General features: G+C 33.8%; 19 protein-coding genes. 10 read left to right on the forward strand and 9 right to left on the reverse strand.

All coding sequences use genetic code 11. From position 1 onward, the window contains the following. The first annotated feature begins 75 nt into the window (after positions 1-75). Both ACVBED_RS05400 and ACVBED_RS05405 read left to right on the forward strand, forming a co-directional pair. Positions 76-867 carry an alpha/beta fold hydrolase gene (locus tag ACVBED_RS05400; RefSeq protein WP_447119160.1) on the forward strand — a complete coding sequence of 264 codons (792 nt, stop codon included), beginning with the start codon at positions 76-78 and terminating at the stop codon, positions 865-867. Then, a complete protein-coding gene (locus ACVBED_RS05405; RefSeq protein ID WP_473094628.1) occupies positions 864-1,994 on the forward strand; it encodes a PAS domain-containing sensor histidine kinase in 1,131 nt (376 codons plus the stop codon). The genes ACVBED_RS05400 and ACVBED_RS05405 overlap by 4 nt, the downstream gene beginning before the upstream one ends. A 7-nt stretch (positions 1,995-2,001) precedes the next feature. Here the strand turns inward: ACVBED_RS05405 and mnmE are convergent, their stop codons facing one another. Further along, positions 2,002-3,576, reverse strand: a complete 1,575-nt coding sequence (mnmE, locus tag ACVBED_RS05410) for a tRNA uridine-5-carboxymethylaminomethyl(34) synthesis GTPase MnmE (RefSeq protein WP_447119162.1) — start codon at positions 3,574-3,576, stop codon at positions 2,002-2,004. 294 nt (positions 3,577-3,870) lie between these two features. Here mnmE and ACVBED_RS05415 point away from each other — a divergent pair, with 294 nt between their 5' ends. Continuing rightward, positions 3,871-4,845 (forward strand): NAD(P)H-quinone oxidoreductase, encoded by a 975-nt coding sequence (locus tag ACVBED_RS05415; RefSeq protein WP_447119164.1) that lies wholly within the window; start codon positions 3,871-3,873, stop codon positions 4,843-4,845. Between the two features lie 174 nt (positions 4,846-5,019). On the opposite strand, the gene ACVBED_RS05420 is transcribed toward ACVBED_RS05415, so the two are convergent. Then, the gene (locus ACVBED_RS05420; protein WP_447119475.1) at positions 5,020-5,433 is read right to left on the reverse strand and encodes a DoxX family membrane protein; all 414 of its coding nucleotides are present in this window, start codon (positions 5,431-5,433) and stop codon (positions 5,020-5,022) included. Between the two features lie 180 nt (positions 5,434-5,613). Here ACVBED_RS05420 and ACVBED_RS05425 point away from each other — a divergent pair, with 180 nt between their 5' ends. Both ACVBED_RS05425 and ffh read left to right on the forward strand, forming a co-directional pair. Continuing rightward, on the forward strand, positions 5,614-6,150 hold the full coding sequence (locus tag ACVBED_RS05425) for a type 1 glutamine amidotransferase domain-containing protein (RefSeq protein WP_447119166.1): 537 nt from the start codon (positions 5,614-5,616) through the stop codon (positions 6,148-6,150). A gap of 92 nt (positions 6,151-6,242) precedes the next feature. Next, a complete protein-coding gene (gene ffh, locus ACVBED_RS05430) occupies positions 6,243-7,610 on the forward strand; it encodes a signal recognition particle protein (protein WP_447119168.1) in 1,368 nt (455 codons plus the stop codon). Positions 7,611-7,680: 70 nt separating this feature from the next. Here the strand turns inward: ffh and ACVBED_RS05435 are convergent, their stop codons facing one another. The 4 genes from ACVBED_RS05435 to ACVBED_RS05450 form a co-directional block, all read right to left on the reverse strand. Further along, positions 7,681-8,382, reverse strand: coding sequence for a hypothetical protein (locus ACVBED_RS05435; RefSeq protein WP_447119170.1), 702 nt, complete (start codon positions 8,380-8,382; stop codon positions 7,681-7,683). Between the two features lie 377 nt (positions 8,383-8,759). Beyond that, entirely contained in the window at positions 8,760-9,251 is a 492-nt protein-coding gene (locus tag ACVBED_RS05440) for a hypothetical protein (RefSeq protein WP_447119172.1), read from the reverse strand. 233 nt (positions 9,252-9,484) lie between these two features. Further along, positions 9,485-9,817 (reverse strand): hypothetical protein, encoded by a 333-nt coding sequence (locus ACVBED_RS05445; protein WP_447119174.1) that lies wholly within the window; start codon positions 9,815-9,817, stop codon positions 9,485-9,487. A gap of 105 nt (positions 9,818-9,922) precedes the next feature. Then, entirely contained in the window at positions 9,923-10,879 is a 957-nt protein-coding gene (locus ACVBED_RS05450; protein ID WP_473094629.1) for a PhoH family protein, read from the reverse strand. 168 nt (positions 10,880-11,047) lie between these two features. On the opposite strand from ACVBED_RS05450, the gene ACVBED_RS05455 reads away from it, so the two are divergent. The 5 genes from ACVBED_RS05455 (at position 11,048) to ACVBED_RS05475 (ending at position 15,490) form a co-directional block, all read left to right on the forward strand. After that, complete coding sequence (locus ACVBED_RS05455; RefSeq protein WP_473094630.1) at positions 11,048-11,875, forward strand: SAM hydrolase/SAM-dependent halogenase family protein; 828 nt, start codon at positions 11,048-11,050, stop codon at positions 11,873-11,875. A 73-nt stretch (positions 11,876-11,948) separates the two neighbouring features. Beyond that, positions 11,949-12,497 (forward strand): CopD family protein, encoded by a 549-nt coding sequence (locus ACVBED_RS05460; protein WP_473094631.1) that lies wholly within the window; start codon positions 11,949-11,951, stop codon positions 12,495-12,497. Between the two features lie 27 nt (positions 12,498-12,524). Further along, entirely contained in the window at positions 12,525-13,253 is a 729-nt protein-coding gene (locus ACVBED_RS05465) for an ABC transporter permease (protein WP_473094632.1), read from the forward strand. 29 nt (positions 13,254-13,282) lie between these two features. Continuing rightward, a complete protein-coding gene (gldG, locus tag ACVBED_RS05470) occupies positions 13,283-14,938 on the forward strand; it encodes a gliding motility-associated ABC transporter substrate-binding protein GldG (protein ID WP_473094633.1) in 1,656 nt (551 codons plus the stop codon). A gap of 249 nt (positions 14,939-15,187) precedes the next feature. After that, positions 15,188-15,490, forward strand: coding sequence for a hypothetical protein (locus tag ACVBED_RS05475; protein WP_473094634.1), 303 nt, complete (start codon positions 15,188-15,190; stop codon positions 15,488-15,490). Between the two features lie 89 nt (positions 15,491-15,579). Here the strand turns inward: ACVBED_RS05475 and ACVBED_RS05480 are convergent, their stop codons facing one another. The 3 genes from ACVBED_RS05480 to kbl form a co-directional block, all read right to left on the reverse strand. Then, the gene (locus ACVBED_RS05480) at positions 15,580-16,008 is read right to left on the reverse strand and encodes a DUF4268 domain-containing protein (RefSeq protein ID WP_447119188.1); all 429 of its coding nucleotides are present in this window, start codon (positions 16,006-16,008) and stop codon (positions 15,580-15,582) included. Positions 16,009-16,263: 255 nt separating this feature from the next. Next, positions 16,264-16,749: a hypothetical protein gene (locus ACVBED_RS05485; RefSeq protein WP_447119189.1), complete on the reverse strand. Its 486-nt coding sequence runs from the start codon at positions 16,747-16,749 to the stop codon at positions 16,264-16,266. A gap of 315 nt (positions 16,750-17,064) precedes the next feature. Next, a complete protein-coding gene (kbl, locus tag ACVBED_RS05490; protein ID WP_473094635.1) occupies positions 17,065-18,258 on the reverse strand; it encodes a glycine C-acetyltransferase in 1,194 nt (397 codons plus the stop codon). Positions 18,259-18,422 lie beyond the last annotated feature (164 nt).

The following is an 18,422-nucleotide window of genomic DNA, read 5'->3' on the forward strand; positions in this document are numbered from 1 at the left end:
CAAACGAATGATCATTAATTATATATTTATTCTTTATCTTGCAGTCTTTACATTTAATTTTCTGTATTATTAATTATGAATGCGATTCAACGTAATAATGTAAGCATTAAGGGGATTGGAAAGCGAGTTATGCTATTTGCGCATGGATTTGGATGCGATCAAAACATGTGGCGTTTTATAACTCCTGCATTCGAAGAAAATTATAAAGTTGTTTTATTCGATCACGTGGGCGCCGGGAATTCTGATCTATCGGCTTACTCTTCGAAAAAGTATTCTCAACTGGAAGGATATGCTGCGGATATTGTTGAGATTTGCGAAGAAATGGAACTGAAAGATGTTATTTTTGTAGGTCATTCAGTCGGTTCCATTATCGGAATGATTGCCTCATTACAAGCGCCCAATCTTTTTAAATCATTAATTATGGTGAGCCCATCGGCCTCTTACATCAACGATGGTGATTATGTGGGCGGATTTACGCGGGAGCAGATTACAGAATTGATGGATTCTTTAGATAATAATCATTTAGGGTGGTCAATATCCATGGCACCTGTGATTATGGCAAATCCGGAACGAGGAGAACTTGCAGAAGAATTGTCAAACAGTTTTTGTCGCAGCAATCCCGATATTACAAAAGAGTTTGCACGAACAACTTTTTTTTCGGATAAGAGAGATCTTCTTCCTAAAGTTAGCATTCCTACCCTGATTTTACAGTGTTCGGAGGATGTGATCGCCCCAGAAGAGGTGGGCATTTATATGCATGAAAAAATTAAGGACAGTCAATTGGTATTGATGGAAGCAACCGGACATTGCCCCAATCTCAGCGCACCGGAGGAAACCATTGCAGCAATGAAAGCATTTCTATCATGATCTCCATTCCGAACCAAAATAATGATATCCAACAGCAGGAAGCAAATCAGTTTTTTGAAGAATCATATTCCGGTTTCCTAATCGCTGATGAAAAGAATAGAATTATTCGCGGTAATAGGCGCGTATCAGACTGGCTAGGAATATCACCTGACGAAATAAAAGGCAAGAAGTTTTCAGACCTACTCTCGATCGGAAGTAAAATCTACTTTGAAACCCATCTTTCACCCCTTCTAAAAATGCAGGGTTTCTTTGATGAGATTCTAATCGAACTGAGCGGGGCATCGGGTAAAAGAATCAAGATATTTGTCAATGCGAAAGAATCTGCTCCAAACGTATCGGAATCAAAATTTATTTACTATACGCTTTTAGAAGCTTCTGACCGGGTTCAATATGAACAGAATTTACAATATGCTAAAGGCATCGCAGAAAAAGATCTTGAAGCCGAACGAGAAAATGTACTTTTAAGAGAACAACTGATTGCCGTTTTGGGACACGACCTGCGAAATCCTCTCGGTGCGATAAGTATGACGGTAGATTTTTTAGAGCGTTCAATTAAAGATGATAAGCAAAAAAATCTGGTTGGAATTTTAAAGCGGAGTAGCCACCGCATGAATGAGCTTATCGGTAATGTGATGGATTTTGCTCGCACGCGAATGGGCGAAGGAATTGTGATCTCAGCGCGTGATGTGGAACTAAAACCCGTACTTGATCAAGTGGTAGAAGAACTTAAAGTTTTATTCCCAGACCGACAGATTGCTGTTGACTTTTCTCTGGAGGAACATGTAAATTGTGATGCGGACCGAATTGCACAACTCGCGTCGAATCTATTGGCAAACGCTTTAACGCATGGTAATCCACAATCTCCGGTTTATTTTACGGCAAGTAACAAATCTAACAAACTGGAATTGTCTGTTTCTAATGATGGGCAACCTATTCCCGAATCGCTGCGTGCAATTCTATTTACGCCTTTCAAACGGGAAGGCAAACGTCCGAGTAAAAACGGTCTGGGTTTGGGACTGTACATTGCTGATCAAATATCGAAGGCTCATGGAGCCACCCTTTCTTTTACTTCGAACGCAGTAGAAACACGGTTTACTTTTGTTCTGGAATATAAAAATCAAGATTAGTTCTTGGTTATTTCCCGATACAGAACTTTGAAAAAATATTTCCCAAAACTTCATCATTCGTAAATTCGCCAGAAATCTCACCAAGATTTTCCAAAGCATTTCGTAATTCGTATGCCAGAAGTTCCGTAGAAATTTTAGATTTTATCGCCTCTTTTACCGCATCAATGGCGAACAAGGAATTTTTTAAGGCTTCAAAATGCCGCTGATTGGTCACCACCACATTAGACTCAGATTCTTTAAGATCTTCAATATATTGCGCCAGTTGCACTTTTATTGCTTCCACACTTTCCACCTCTCGTGCAGAGATTCCAATGATCTTATTCTTCACATCCGGGGAAAGAGATTGTTTAATTTCCTCGTCAAAACGATTCTCAAAATAGCCACCCGCTAAATCTATTTTATTATGCAGCAAAATGATTTCTAAATCCTTACGCCCAAACTCTTTTATAAAATTAACCACTTCCTGCGGTGTCGAATCAAACTCATCATAGAGATAAAGAAGAATTTTTGCGGAGGCTATTTTTTCTTTCGCTTTTTGCACACCAATTCGTTCAATTTCATCGGTAGTTTCCCTCAAACCCGCCGTGTCAATAAACCGAAAAGCATTGCCTTTTATGTGTAGTACTTCTTCAATTGTGTCGCGCGTAGTACCCGCAATTGCGCTAACGATTGCCCGCTCCTCTTTCAGTAAAGAATTTAGTAAGGTTGATTTCCCCGCATTGGGTTTCCCGATAATGGCAACTTCTACTCCATTTTTCACGGCATTTCCAAAGCGAAAACTTTCGATTAAAGAATTTAGTTTTTTCTCAATTTTATCCAGCAAAAGATTCAGCGCCGTGCGGTCTGCAAACTCCACATCTTCTTCCCCGAAATCGAGTTCAAGTTCTACAAAAGACACAAAATTCAGAAGTTCGCCGCGCAACAAAGAGATCTCTTTAGAAATACCACCTTTTAATTGGTTTAAAGCCACTTTCCGTGCCGCTTCATTTTCAGACGCTATCAAGTCGGCGATGGATTCCGCTTGCGCCAGATCTATTCTGCCGTTCATAAAAGCGCGCATCGTAAACTCTCCGGCTTTTGCGAGTCGCGCGCCATTTTTTACTAAAACTTCCAGTATTTTTTTTGCAATATGTGGCGATCCGTGGAAAGAAATTTCTACCACATTTTCTGTCGTAAATGTCTTCGGCGCTAGAAAAACGGAAACCATCACTTCATCTATCAACTCTTGGTTGTCAGTTGTCGGTTGTTGGTTGTCAGATTTTGAATCTTGATTCTTGATTCTTGATTCTTGATTCTTGATTCTTGATTCATGGCTCTCTTGTATTAAATCTTGAATCTTGAATCTTGACTCTTGGCTCTCTTGTATTGAATCTTGAATCTTGAATCTTGACTCTTGAATCTTTTCAACCACAAATCCATAATGAACCGAATGCGATTTCGCCGTCAATAGATCACTTCCTTTAAAACATTTCTGCGCAATTTCCACCGCATCTTTCCCGGAAAGCCGGATTATTCCCAGCGCCCCTATTCCGTTTGCAGTAGCCAAAGCACAAATGGTATCTTGATTTAAATTGCCGTTCATGGCACAAAATTACGGAAATAATAAAGAAATTTAGGAGCAACACGGTTTTGCTTTTTCCGAAGACTTCACCCGCTGTTCACTCTATCTTTTTTGGCGCTCGCTTCGCTCGCGCCAAAAAAGGATGCCGTTTCCATCGGGGCTAGAAGTTGGTTTTTAGCTTTTTTCAAGTTTAATATGTAGTGCTGTCACCAAATTTATTTTTAAATCATTTTAAATAAAATATAAAACGTAACTTTTTAGAATCAAATATTTAAGATCCAGAAAAATAATTCAGATTTAAGAGAAAATATATAAATGAAAGCAATCCACATCACAAAATCCGGCGGACCGGAAGTTTTAAAATTACAGGAAACCCCAAAACCAAAACCCGAAAAAAACCAGGTTTTAATTAAAGTAAAAGCCGCAGGTGTCAATCGCAGCGATGTTATTACGCGGCAAAACACCAATACTTACGGCAAAAATTCTCCAGAAACTTTAATTCCCGGTTTAGAAGTTTCCGGCGAAATAACAGAACTCGGCGAAAATGTAACAGACAAAAATACCGGCGATAAGGTCTGCGCTTTACTTCCAGGTGGCGGTTATGCGGAATATGTCGCGGTAGAAAGTTCACATTGTCTTCCAATTCCTGAAGGGATTAGTTTATCCGACGCAGCCGCAATTCCCGAAACCGTTTTTACCGTTTGGTTTGATGTTTTTCATTTGGGGAAACTTCAGCCGGGAGAAAAATTATTAATTCACGGCGGTACAAGCGGCATCGGAACAATGGGCTTGCAAATGGCAAAAGCATGGGGTTGCGAAGTTTTCACCACAGCCGGAAATGAAGAAAAAATTGATTTCCTTCATAAAATGATTCCTGTAAAAGCCATTAATTATACAAATAAAAATTTCGAAGACGTTTGGAAAGACGAAAAAATAGATGTCATTTTAGATATGGTCGGCGGAGATTATACCCAAAAAAATCTCGAAATCCTCAATAAAAAAGGCCGCTTGGTTTACATCAACGGAATGCAGGGCGTTGATGTCAAAATAAATCTTCGTACAATTATGGCTAAAAATCTTATTTTAACCGGAAGTTTTTTAAAACCACAAACCGACGAATTAAAAACCCAGATCGCAAAAGACGTCGCAAAAAATGTCTGGCCCATGTTTGAATCCAAGACAATAAAACCAATTATTTACAAAACCTTTCCTCTCGCTGAAGCCGCCGAAGCGCACAAACTCATGGAAAGCAGCGAACATATTGGTAAGATTTTATTGACAATGGACTAATTCTTATTTAACAATGTGTTAATTTAAAGATTAAACTACTCAAGCCTGCAAAATGGAAACTCAAATAATTTTAGGTTTTAAATCTGCAAAAATTTTGCACTTTAAATTATCTGAAAATCGTTTGTTTCAAAATTTTAGATCAAATTAAATGTACCTCAACAAAAAATTTCTAAATTATTTCGCCTGAAGCAAACCTGAGTATTTACTTCGGTACTGATAAATAAAAACAATATTTAAAATCAACAAAAGAAGGGCGCCATAAATTTTGGACGGATCCAGAAAAAAGTGAAATAAAACCGCTTTCACAGAAATACTCATTAAAATTAAAGCCCTCAAAGCGCCAAATCTATCAAACAAAAAAGCAAGACCTGCTGCAACTTCTACCACGCCAACCAAATACATTGCTTTTGTGGAAAGTAAATTTTGGAAATATTCGTTGGCTGCGGGTGCCATTTCTGGAAAAGAAATATAATTAAAAAAATGATCCAATCCGAAGAACATCAAATAAATCGCAAAAGCAACACGTAGAAATAAAAATAGTTTTGGTTCATACTTTGAATTATTTAGTAACTCAAAAGTAATCGAAATAAATTATTAAACTTTAAGACCTAATAGATAATCTCAATGTATGTATTTGTAGTGGGTTATATTTTAGCATAAAAAAATATTCAAATTTCAATTAATAAATTAATATTATAAAATTTTGTTAAAATGTTCTATCTCATATTTTATGGCTTAAAACCTGCATAGAAAGATTAAAATAACATTATGAGTAATTTAAAAAATAAAAAGATCGCGATTTTATCTGCAGATGGTTTTGAACAATCTGAACTGGATAGTCCATTAAATAAATTAAGAGAAGAAGGCGCAACAGTAGAAATCATATCTTTAAAATCAGGAAGTATTAAAGGAATGACGGATCACAAATGGGATAAAGAAATAAAAGTAGATAAAACAGTAGATGAAGCCAATATTGCTGATTACGATGCTTTAATTTTACCCGGAGGTGTGATTAATCCTGATGCTTTAAGAAATAATGAAAGTGCCGTTAAATTTGTAAAAGAATTTTTCGCTGAGAATAAATTAGTGGCTTCAATTTGCCACGGTCCACAAACTCTCATTAATGCAGAAGTTGTAAAAGGAAAAAAAATAACTTCCTACCCTTCCATTAGAAAAGATTTAGAAAATGCCGGCGCACATTGGGTTGATGAACAAGTGGTGAAAGATGGTAATTTGATTACGAGTAGAAATCCACACGATCTGGATGCCTTCAATGCGAAAATTGTAGAATCATTAAGCGTCTAAGAAAATTAAATTTTTCATTAAAATACAACTTATGGTTGTGTTTTTTTTTGTCTTGCTAATTGCTTATTTTTGCAATTCATTAAATAAAAATTATGTTCAACAGTTTACAGGATAAATTAGATAAAGCGCTTCATAATATAAAAGGTCGCGGCAAGATCACAGAAATTAACGTTGCAGAAACGGTAAAAGAAATACGTCGTGCTTTGGTTGATGCCGATGTGAATTATAAAGTGGCAAAAGATCTGACCAAAAGAGTTCAGGATAAAGCGCTTGGAGAAAACGTTTTAACGAGTTTAAGCCCGGGACAATTGATGACTAAAATTGTTCATGATGAATTAGTTGATTTAATGGGCGGTTCTCAGGAAGGTATTAATCTTTCCGGTAAACCAAGTGTCATTTTAATTGCCGGATTACAAGGTTCTGGTAAAACAACGTTCTCTGGAAAACTCGCCAATTATTTAAAACAGAAAAAAGCAAAAAACCCTTTATTGGTAGCTTGTGATGTTTACCGTCCGGCGGCGATTGAGCAATTAAAAGTTTTAGGAAGCCAGGTTGGAATCACGGTTTACACGGAAGAAGATAATAAAAACCCCACCTCGATTGCCGAAAATGCAATTGCTTTTGCGAAAGAAAATAAGCACGATGTTGTAATTGTCGATACTGCAGGTCGTTTGGCGATTGATGAAGTGATGATGAATGAAATTAAAAACGTTCATCAAACCATCAAACCGACGGAAACGCTTTTCGTTGTGGATTCCATGACGGGACAAGATGCCGTGAATACCGCCAAAACCTTTAACGAAATTTTAAATTTTGACGGCGTTGTTTTAACGAAATTAGATGGTGATACGCGTGGTGGTGCTGCTCTGACGATTCGTTCAGTGGTAGAAAAACCGATAAAATTTATTTCTACGGGTGAGAAAATGGAAGCTTTGGATGTTTTCTACCCCGAAAGAATGGCAGATAGAATTTTGGGAATGGGTGATGTTGTCTCTTTGGTAGAGCGCGCTCAGGAACAATTTGATGAAGAAGAAGCGAAAAAACTTCATAAAAAAATCGCGAAAAATGAATTTGGTTTTGATGATTTCTTAAAACAAATCAACCAGATCAAAAAAATGGGAAATATGAAAGATTTGATGGGCATGCTTCCAGGCGTGGGAAAAGCCATTAAAGATGTGGATATTAATGATGATGCTTTTAAACATATTGAGGCCATTATTCACAGTATGACGCCAGATGAGCGCAGAACGCCGTCGCTAATTAACACGACAAGAAAACAAAGAATTGCAAAAGGTGCCGGAAGAAAAATTGAAGATGTAAATGCATTGATGAAACAATTCGAGCAGATGGGTAAAATGATGAAAATGATGCAAGGCCCACAAGGCAAACAAATGATGCAGATGATGAGTAAAGGAATGCCTAACATGGGCGGCGCTGGTGGGAATTTATTTGGTAAATAAATCTTCAATAATAGATCTAAAAAAATCCTGAGCTATTCGCTCAGGATTTTTATTTTTGATCATGTAAATTTTAATCTGAAATCTTTCTAATGTTTACTGAGGCAAAACTGCTTCCTAAAAGACCAAGTGCAATACCACCTTGATTTAACCCAAAATAGATAACATCATTTTTTGTTAAATTGTAAACACTGGTAATTGAGCTTTGGCTTATTGTCAAACTTAGTACAAGTGGAATAGTTATACCACTAAATAATCGTTGATCCAACAATGAAGTGGTAGCACCAACTGTTTTAAAAATACCAATACTTGGAGAACCACCTAGAAGAGATGCTTGCAAACCACTGCCATATCGAAATTCATAATATATAGCATATATCCCTGTAGAAGGTACCGTATATGCATCAGTAGTAGCACTAAAATTAGATCCGGAATTGATGGTAATGTCTGCCGGTGCAAAATCTATTTGATTATATCCCCCAAAACCTATAGTCAAAAGAGAAATTCCGCTTGTAGTTTCCGCCTTTGCTATGGTTGTATTCGAAGAACTTCCAGTCAGCAATCCAGTAAACTTTTCCACCACTTTACTTGTGGGGTTCAGCACTAAAAAATCATAATTTGCTGCGGTAGCAGTAGCAACAACAGTGCGCACAATCACATTTCCATTTATGTCTAAAGTTGCCTGCGGATTTGAATTATTTATTCCTACCTGGGCTGAAACTGTAAGACTAGAAAATAAAATTAGCATCGATAACGAGGTATAAAAATTTTTCATTATTAAGGTGTTTATAATTTATATGGCGAATATAGTCATAAATAATAGTGAAAAAAAACAAAAAAATAGATAAAAACTAAAAATAATAAAAAATTATTGATTAAAAATTATTCATTATTAAATAATATAATTTAGTAATATTTTTTACTTTTATGATATAAATCATACATTTAATGACATTCTATTGATTTTTTAATATTGACAATAATTTTTTATTTAAGTAATAATTACATATTTAATTTGATTATTATCACTAATATTATTAATTATTTAATCAAAATCCATAATATAAAAGTAATAATTAGTGAAATAAAGCAAAATAAAATCCTTAACTCAAAACTGAGAAAAGGATTTTTTTAAGATAATCTTGACGATTATTATTTCCCGAACGAATAAGCGTAACCCAATGTTACAGCGCCAAAAGTAGAACCACTTTTGGTTACTCCCATATAGCCTAAATTAATTTCGCTTAGGCCAAAATGATAAGCGGCTTTTGGTTGGTAATAAAATCCTCCATCACTGGTTCCATACCCAAACTGAAAGCCGTATCCTAAATCTGCACCTAAACTAAATTGAGGTGAAAACTTGTATTCTACAGTGCCCGCAAGTGGTATTAAACTAAGAGTAGGAATATTAAAACCCCCAATATTTTTACCAAAAAAAGCAGAGTAACCAGAAGTTATGCCCAGGTTAACATTTGCAGATACTGGAAACATGTAGGCTACATCTGCACCAGCGTAGAAATTAAAAATTGTATTTGCATCACCAGTAGGTAACCCAATATGAGCACCTACTTTAAAGTTTCCTGCAGACTGTGCATTCATTGCTCCGAAAAGTGCAAAAGCACTTGCTAATAATAGTTTTTTCATAATGTAAAGTTTTTAAATGTTAAATAAAATTACATATAAATTTAATATTGACAAAATTTTGTAAAAAACCTTATTAATTATTTTATAAAAATTATAAAAATATACTATTTAAATAAATTAAAATTTTAAATCTTCTCGATTTGAATAGGGAAATAATTGCTTTATTAATAAGAATGAAATAAAAATTCCGTCTCGGGATTTACGATACGGGATTTTGAGTATTTTAGAAAATCTTAGTTTCCGATACTTTTACTGTTTTGATTAAGTTGACGATTGAGCCTTCTGTCATCCGCTTTAGTCAAATGACCATGGTCGTCTTTTCTCATATTCTGCTTCTCTGTGTTAATTATACGAAGGTCTTTACGATCTGCGACAGCTTGTTGTTTAGACAAGTCACCTTCTTTTCTCTCTTCAGTGATTCTTTTTTCCTGATTATCTATTATACTATTAATTTTACCAACGCGACCGTGATTTTTAATATGAATATTTTGATGACCTGCACCTTTTTGCGTAAAAGATAAAATTGATACTAAAATCGCACCTGCTAAAAATAGCTTTTTCACCATACAAAATTTTAATTGGTTATGACTTTTAGAAGTGATAATAGAATCTAAGTTAAAAGGATTTATATTAAAAATTTACTTACACAAAATCGTAAAACAAAAGTTCTGCTAATCACGCTGCTTTTTATCTTCTTCAGCGTAGGCCACAATGATTTTTCTCACCACAGGATGCCGAACTACATCTTCTTCCGTTAAATGCACAAAACCAATTTCATCTACATTTTCTAAAATACGCATGGCCTCTTTTAAACCGGATTTTTGACGCATAGGCAAATCAACCTGTGTTGGATCTCCGGTGATGATAAATTTTGCGTTCATTCCCATTCTAGTAAGAAACATTTTCATTTGAGAATGAGTTGTATTTTGCGCTTCATCTAAAATCACGAAGGCTTCATCCAAAGTTCTACCGCGCATAAAAGCCAAGGGCGCAACTTCAATTACATTTTTTTCAATAAAACCTTCCAGTTTTTCATGTGGAATCATATCCCGCAAAGCATCATAAAGCGGTTGTAAATAAGGATCTAATTTTTCTTTTAAATCACCAGGTAAAAAACCTAGACTTTCACCGGCTTCCACTGCGGGTCTAGTTAAAATAATACGTTTCACTTCCTTGTCGCGCAAAGCTCGCACCGCTAGAGCAACACTTGTATAAGTTTTACCTGTTCCAGCCGGACCAATTGCGAAAACCATATCTTTTTTCTCACTTTCTTTCACGAGTTTTTTAAGATTTGTAGTTTTGGCTTTGATAATTTTTCCGTTAACACCTTTTACGATCACATCATTATCAAATACCAATTTTTTCTCGTCTTCGTTTTTAATGCGCAAAATACTTTCAACATCTTTTATATTAATAGTTCCGTATTTTTTAATAAAGGAAACAAGATCCTTTAATTTTACTTCAAAAATGTCAAGGGTTTCCTGGTCGCCTTTAGAAAAAATAAAATTGTCCCTACCTGTAATTTTTAAAGTGGGAAAACTGGATTTTATTAGATTAAAAAATTGATTATTTACGCCATAAAAAGACTTGATATCTATATCCGAAATTTCGTAATTCAGTTCAAACATTCAGTATTGGTTTGTAATATTAAAAATTTATTGCTGAATTAAATTTAGAATAAAAATTTGATACAGCGCAATTTTAAAGTAATCAATTCTCAGAAACTTTTTATTCTAAACTAAATAAATTAAATTTGCATTGCTCTCAAAATTTTATACGCTTAACCAGTTCTTTTTATGCCTTTAATTACTTTAACATCAGATTACGGTCTTGTAGATCATCGGGTTGCAGCGATAAAAGCTAAAATTTTGAGTATGAATCAGGAGGCTAAAATAGTGGATATCACGCACGAAATTACGGCCTATCACTTAACAGAAACCGCTTATATTGTTAGAAACGCCTATTCTCATTTTCCGCCAGGAACCATTCATATTATTTCTGTAGACAGTTTTTATTCTAAAGACCGGAAAGCGATCCTTTACAAAGCAGATGGTCATTATTTTATTGCCGCCGATAACGGATTATTATCTTTGATTTTCTTTGATCAAAAACCTGAGTCCGTTTTTGAGATCACTCTGAACAATCGTTTTGACGATCTTGTGAGATTTACCAGCACTGATATTTTCGCTCCGGCGGCAGTTCATCTGTTAAATGGTGGTTTGCCGGAAGTGATTGGTAGAAAATTAAAAAATCCTTTACAACTTACTTTCCCACGGGCAGTTTACAATGAATCGCAAAAAATTATAGTCGGCGAGATCATGTACATTGATAATTTTGGAAATGTAATTTCGAATATTTCAAGATCATTTTTCGAAAAAATAAATGCGACGCATCAAAACTATATTGTTAAATTTCGAAATCTTTCATTAAATAATATTTATGACAGTTACACGTCATTTATCCCCGAGTGGAAAAACGAAGTTCAATATCATGGTAAGTCCATTGCTCTTTTTAATGATGCGGATTTACTTGAAATCAGCATTTATAAAGGAAATAAATACAGTGGTGCAAAAACGCTTTTGGGAATTAATTTGGGTGAACATATTTACGTAGAATTTACCTGATTAATATGAGTAATTGAGTAATAAAAAACGTTTCTATTTGTAGTTTCTTTATATTTGTATATTATTAAAATATATGCTATATCTTCTTTTAAAAGCCTTTCACATTATATTTATGGTAAGTTATTTTGCTGGATTATTTTATTTGGTGAGGCTTTTCGTATATTATAAAGACACAGATTCTTTCCCCGAAGAAAAGAAATTAATTTTACGCGAACAGTATCTTTTTATGATGCGCCGTTTGTGGAATATTATTACTGTTCCAGCTTTTGTAATAATGACGGTTTGCGGCATTACTATGTTGATCGTAAATTCTTCGCTTCTACAAATGCCTTGGTTCCATTTAAAAATGACTTTTCTGGTAGGTTTATTTTTATACCATTATTGGGCCTGGAAAAGAGTCTTAGAAATTAAAAATTTAGCCGGAAAAGACCTATTAATTTCTAATTTAAATCTCCGTCAATTTAATGAAATAGCCACTTTTTTATTGTTTTTAATTGTTATAACCGCTATTTTAAAATCTACGGTTATTGATTATTGGTGGCAATTAATAGTTGGATTTCTCGTTTTAGTTTTGCTTATTGTAACAACTGTGAAAATTGTAAATAAAAAGGAAAAATCTTAAAATTATCACATTAACTTATTTAAATACATGATCGCAATTTTTAAAAAAGAATTATGGGCTTATTTTGGCAACTGGAGCGCTTGGTCAATTTTGGCAGCTTTCAGTTTAATAGGGACACTTTTTCTTTTTTTCTTTGATAATGATTTTAATTTATTTTCAATCGGGACGGCAAGTTTACAAAGTTATTTCGTGCTCGTTCCCTGGCTTTTAATGTTTATTATTCCTGCTTTGGCAATGAAAACTTTAGCCGAAGAAGAGCAGAATGGCACTTTGAGATGGCTTTTTTCTCAACCTTTGAAAACTTCTGATATCGTTTTAGGTAAATTTTTCTCGGTTTTTTTAGTGGGGATTTTATGTCTTTTGCCATCGCTTATTTATTTTTATACTGTTTACGTTTTAGGCGTTCCCGAAGGAAATATTGATTTGGGAATGACTTTCGGAAGTTATATTGGTTTAATTTTATTGATCGCCAGTTTTTCTGCCATCGGAATTTTTGCAAGTTCCTGGTCGAAAAACCAGATCATGGCGTATTTGACAGGCGTTTTCTTGTGTTTCATTCTCTATTTCGGAATCCAGCAATTAGCCTCGTATAAATTATTGGGTAGCGGCGATTATTTTCTTCAAAACTTAGGCTTTTACCAGCATTACATTGGCTTTTCACGTGGTTTGATTGACAGTAAAGATGTGGCATATTTTCTTTTGGTAATTGGTTTGAGTTTATATTTGTCTAAAGTTTTTGTTGAAAAGAAGAAATAGTTTTAACCCGAAAAGAGAATACTTTAAACATGAATAAAAAGAAAATTATCTATATTTTTTTAGCCTTTATTTTAATTTTAGGCGTTTTTGGTGTGTTTAAATTTCGTTGGGATTTAACTAAAGAAAAAAGATACACACTTTCAGATTCTACCATCAAGGTTTTGAATTCAGTAAAAAAACCAATGCAAGTTGATGTTTATTTAGATGGTGATTTCCCGGCTAGTTTTAAACAACTTCAAAATGAAACGAAATTTTTACTGGAAGAATTTCAAAAGGTAAACCCAAAAATTGATTTTAAATTTATTGATCCCATCAAGACAAAAATGTCTGAAGACACTTTAATGGCAATGGGAATGCAAGCTTCGCAACTTTCTGATACAAAAAACGGAAAAATAACGCAGGTAAAAATGTATCCTTATGCAACTTTAAAATACAATACTTACGGCACTTCCATTCCTTTAATTATTAGTCAGCAAGGTTTAGAATCTTCGGATCAACTTAATAAATCGATAGAAAATTTAGAATATAATTTCGCTTCCAACATTAAAATAATGACGGAAGAAAAGAAAAAAAATATCGGATTTTTAGTAAACCAAGCAGAATTAAATCCGGAACATTTTCAGGGATTTATAAAAATGGCGCTGGAAAATTATAATATCGGACCCATAATTCCGGAAAATAAAACAGAACTAACTTTAGCCGATGTTCCAAAATTAAATAAAATGAGCGCTTTGGTCATTGCAAAACCGCGCAAAGCATTTACCGATAATGAAAAAGTAATTCTGGATCAATACATCATGCACGGCGGGAAAACTTTGTGGATGATGGACGCCGTGAATGCGGAAATGGACACGCTTTACACCGCTAAAAAAATCATGGCTTATCCTTCAGATTTGAACATGACGGATTTCTTTTTTAATTATGGACTTAGAATTAATCAAGGTTTAGTAAAAGACCTAAAAAAGTCAGCGTTAATAAGAATTGTTTCCGGTCAGGTTGCTGGAAATCCTCAATACACGAGTTTTATCTGGCCTTATTTTCCTTTAGGAATTGCAGAAAATAATAATCCGATCACCAAAAATATAAATCCGGTGAAGTTTGAATTCCCCACTTCTATTGATACTTTGGGACGGAAAAATATAAAAATAAATGTGCTTTTTGAAAGCAGCGACAGAACTTTACTGAAATCTGTTCCCAATTATGTGTCATTAAATGAAATCGTAAAAGCCGATTCTTTAAGTCAGGACGAACAATTAACCACGCCAAAAATTTATGCGATTAGTTTAGAAGGAAAATTTAAATCTGCTTATGCAAACAGAATTGAAAAATCTTCTTATCCAAATTTTAAGGCTGAAAGTGCAGACAATAAAATGATCGTGATTGCCGATGGCGACGTGGGAAAAAACGAAGTTTGGAAAGGAAAACCTTTGCCTTTGGGCGAAGATATGCTTACCAAACAAACTTATGGAAACGCTCAATTTCTGCAAAATTCCTTAGATTTTCTTTTAGATGATTCTAATTTAATGACTTTACGCAACCGAAATATTGAAGCGCGACTTTTGGACAGAGAAAGAATTGACGATGAAAAATCGTATTGGCAATGGTTTAATCTGCTTTTACCTTTGGGAATTTTAGCACTTTTGGGCGGACTTTTTTATTGGTTGCGAAAAAGGAAATTTTCTTAGGCATTGCTAGGAACTTAGCAATCTGTTCTTAAATTTATGAATTAAATGATAATAAAAATTGAAGTAAAAAATAAAAGCAATATTTTAATTACAATAATTGGATTGATTGGATTAATTTTTTTGTGCTTAATTATTATAGTTATTTTACCATTAGTAGCAGCTCAAAAAACTTATTTTTTATCATTTATTAGTTACATATTTTCATTAATTCCGTTTTTAGCATTTTTTATTTTCCTTTTAAATTTATGGATGTGGAATACTTTTGGAAAAACAGTTTTATTTATTGAAAAAGAAAAAATTACGATAATTAGAAAATGTAAATTATTTTCAAAACCAACAATATATTTGGAAAGTAAAATCAATAAAATTTACAGTAAAAATTTTAAAATTGAAAAATCCAAATATTATACTAGAGTGAATTTTTCTCTAAATGGTTCTTTAAATTCGGTTATATTTGAAATCAATGGAAATGAAAATAGAATTATTGATTGGCTAACACGAACCAAAGCAGATGAGATTGTTGAAACTATAAATAAAATTTGGAATAAATAAAACAGTAAATTTGTCATTCCTAAGGAATCTTAGCAATCTTTTTTACAGTCTAGATTCCTACTGAATGACAAAATTGGAAAGAAAGATTTTCAAACATCTTTAATATAATCTTCATATTCAAAAAAGAGTTGTTCCATTTTTTCCATGTTGTCGAAAAAAAATTCAAAAATTTCGCGCCAGGAATTTTTATTAAATAAACTCACGCCACCTTTTTCTACCCAGATTTTACTAATTATTTTTCCGTTTTCTAGAGGAAAATTTTCATCAAAAATTAGTTCTGGCATTTCTTCAAGAAACAGATTTTCTAAACTTTGTATTTTTTCAAAATAAGCGTTCCGTAAAACTTCATCCTGCATTTCAATATTTAAAGAGACTTCTGCTTTTCTATTATCAGCATTAAATTTAAAGGAAAGATCTTTTATTTTTGTGTCATACAAAAGCCATTTCTTCGGGAAAGATTTCCCGAAAGCAGTCCAGAATTCTTTCTTTAAATTCGCGGCTTCTTCTTTTGAAAACATTACTTTAATTATTGGTCACGGGTTACAAATCCGCGACATCGGATTGAATAAAAATTAATAAAAATACGATAGTTATATTTTTCATATTAAAATCAAATTGTAGTTTATGTTGAACCCAATGATGATATTTTAAACCTTTTTTATTTTATTATAAAAAATTATCAAACAAATGCTTTAAACAATTTAACTATATCGGGAGAGTTTTTTGTTACTGTTCATAATTATCCATAATTTCATTAATTAGATAAGATTTTTTTATTCCCAAACAATTTCTTTGTTTTTAACTAAAATAAAGTTTTCAGTTAGCATAAAATTTATTTTAACACCATCTGCCAGTAATTCAAATTCGATTACTACAGAATCGTTTAAATCAAAAAGTTTTCTTGGATTATAAAATTGAATTTTTCGAAGGATATTAAATCCCGTTAAGATTTTGTCCTCTGCTTTATTGTAATCAATATTATTTTTGTCATATTGACCAATGATTTGTTCTTTGTCTATCGTCACAAACATCACATTTTTAATAATGATTTCAATTGTATGCTTATGGAAATTGAAAATATTTACATATAAACTGAAATAACCAGAATTACTTACTGTTACTTTATTTAAACAAATACCTAAATACTCATTATAGTTACTTTTCGATTCATTTGGCTCAAACCCTTCATATATTCTTTGGATTTCCTTTATAGACTCTTGTTTCTGCGGAATAATCTCCATTGCATTTTTCGTCTTCATAGTTCTTAAGCCTTGCATTATAAGCCTTGCAGATACAACACATAATAATGCAAATATTAAAAAAATGATAAGTAATAAGAAGAAAACCATATTTTAAAAACAAATTTAACCAGATTCCGTGGATTTACAATCTCTAACTATTTTTTATAAATAACTTTCTAAATTAAAAATCGCCCGCGTGAGGGCGAAGGTGGAACTCTTTTTTCTTTTGCAAAAAAGAAAAAAAGTGGGAACCGTAGACCGACAGCGTTTTTTCTTTGCCGGCGCGAAGCGGCGGTAAAGAAAAAACGGTGGCACGCCCAAATAATTATAATTCTAAATAACGCCCAATTCTTTCCCCACTTTGGTGAATCCTGCAATCGCTTTATCCAACTGTTCTTTGGTGTGCGCCGCAGAAAGTTGCACCCGGATTCTGGCTTTTCCTTTTGCCACAACCGGGAAGAAAAAACCGATCACATAAATGCCTTCATCCATTAATTTTTCCGCCATTTTCTGCGCCAAAGGTGCATCATAAAGCATCACAGGAACAATCGCCGCATTACCATCCGGAATATCAAAACCTTTGGCTTTCATTTCTTTCCGGAAATAATCGGAATTTTCCATGACTTTATCACGAAGCGATGTGTCATTGGAAATCATATCCAACACTTTTATAGTAGCGCCAACAATTCCTGGCGCCAAAGAATTTGAAAATAAATACGGGCGCGAACGTTGACGAAGCATATCAATAATTTCTTTTTTACCAGACGTAAAGCCACCCATTGCGCCGCCTAAAGCCTTGCCCAGCGTGGAAGTGATAATGTCAACTCTTCCCATCACGTTATTTGCTTCATGCGTACCACGACCGGTTTTTCCAATAAATCCTGTGGCGTGACAATCATCAACCATTACCAACGCACCATATTTATCTGCCAGATCACAAATTCCGGCTAAATTAGCGACAACGCCGTCCATTGAGAAAACGCCATCGGTCACAATAATTGTGAAACGGTGATTTTGTTTGGAAGCCTCAATAAGTTGTGCTTCCAAATCTTCCATATTATTATTCGCATACCGGTATCTTGCTGCTTTACAAAGTCTTACACCATCAATAATCGACGCGTGATTTAGCGCATCAGAAATTATACAATCTTGATCGGTAAACAATGGTTCGAAAACACCCCCATTTGCATCGAAACACGCCGCGTACAAAATGGTTTCTTCCATACCCAAAAATTCTGAAATTTTACTTTCTAGAGTTTTGTGAATATCTTGGGTTCCGCAAATAAATCTTACTGAGGATAAACCAAAACCGTGAGAATCCATCATTTCCTGTGAGGCTTTAACCACTTCTGAATTATCAGAAAGTCCGAGATAATTATTGGCGCAAAAGTTTAATAGTTCTTTACCATTTGCGGTAATTTCTGCAGATTGTGAGGAAGTGATGATGCGTTCTTTTTTATATAAACCTTCGGATTCAATTGTGTGAAGTTCTGACTGTAGGTTTTGAAGAAATTGTTGTGAAATCATTTAAGTAGATGTTAGATTTGAGATGTTAGACATTAGACTAAAATCTGTAAAATTATTGAGTCGCTAATTTACAAAAAATGAGGTTTATTCCTGAAGAAAAATCAGAATTAAAATGTAATAAAAACCTTGTCAAAATTACAAAAGAATTTAAAGAAACTTTATCT

The sequence above is a fragment of the Halpernia sp. GG3 genome (genome assembly GCF_052976925.2).

What these genes read in the sequence shown, in the direction of transcription:
- ACVBED_RS05445 (WP_447119174.1), bottom strand. Translation starts at nt 9,817, where the DNA reads ATGGTGAAAAAGCTATTTTTAGCAGGTGCGATTTTAGTATCAATTTTA.
- ACVBED_RS05455 (WP_473094630.1), top strand. Translation starts at nt 11,048, where the DNA reads ATGCCTTTAATTACTTTAACATCAGATTACGGTCTTGTAGATCATCGG.
- ACVBED_RS05400 (WP_447119160.1), top strand. Translation starts at nt 76, where the DNA reads ATGAATGCGATTCAACGTAATAATGTAAGCATTAAGGGGATTGGAAAG.
- ACVBED_RS05440 (WP_447119172.1), bottom strand. Translation starts at nt 9,251, where the DNA reads ATGAAAAAACTATTATTAGCAAGTGCTTTTGCACTTTTCGGAGCAATG.
- ACVBED_RS05480 (WP_447119188.1), bottom strand. Translation starts at nt 16,008, where the DNA reads ATGTTTTCAAAAGAAGAAGCCGCGAATTTAAAGAAAGAATTCTGGACT.
- ACVBED_RS05465 (WP_473094632.1), top strand. Translation starts at nt 12,525, where the DNA reads ATGATCGCAATTTTTAAAAAAGAATTATGGGCTTATTTTGGCAACTGG.
- ACVBED_RS05475 (WP_473094634.1), top strand. Translation starts at nt 15,188, where the DNA reads ATGTGGAATACTTTTGGAAAAACAGTTTTATTTATTGAAAAAGAAAAA.
- ACVBED_RS05425 (WP_447119166.1), top strand. Translation starts at nt 5,614, where the DNA reads ATGAGTAATTTAAAAAATAAAAAGATCGCGATTTTATCTGCAGATGGT.
- gldG (WP_473094633.1), top strand. Translation starts at nt 13,283, where the DNA reads ATGAATAAAAAGAAAATTATCTATATTTTTTTAGCCTTTATTTTAATT.
- kbl (WP_473094635.1), bottom strand. Translation starts at nt 18,258, where the DNA reads ATGATTTCACAACAATTTCTTCAAAACCTACAGTCAGAACTTCACACA.
- ACVBED_RS05435 (WP_447119170.1), bottom strand. Translation starts at nt 8,382, where the DNA reads ATGAAAAATTTTTATACCTCGTTATCGATGCTAATTTTATTTTCTAGT.
- ACVBED_RS05405 (WP_473094628.1), top strand. Translation starts at nt 864, where the DNA reads ATGATCTCCATTCCGAACCAAAATAATGATATCCAACAGCAGGAAGCA.
- mnmE (WP_447119162.1), bottom strand. Translation starts at nt 3,576, where the DNA reads ATGAACGGCAATTTAAATCAAGATACCATTTGTGCTTTGGCTACTGCA.
- ACVBED_RS05460 (WP_473094631.1), top strand. Translation starts at nt 11,949, where the DNA reads ATGCTATATCTTCTTTTAAAAGCCTTTCACATTATATTTATGGTAAGT.
- ACVBED_RS05415 (WP_447119164.1), top strand. Translation starts at nt 3,871, where the DNA reads ATGAAAGCAATCCACATCACAAAATCCGGCGGACCGGAAGTTTTAAAA.
- ffh (WP_447119168.1), top strand. Translation starts at nt 6,243, where the DNA reads ATGTTCAACAGTTTACAGGATAAATTAGATAAAGCGCTTCATAATATA.
- ACVBED_RS05450 (WP_473094629.1), bottom strand. Translation starts at nt 10,879, where the DNA reads ATGTTTGAACTGAATTACGAAATTTCGGATATAGATATCAAGTCTTTT.
- ACVBED_RS05485 (WP_447119189.1), bottom strand. Translation starts at nt 16,749, where the DNA reads ATGAAGACGAAAAATGCAATGGAGATTATTCCGCAGAAACAAGAGTCT.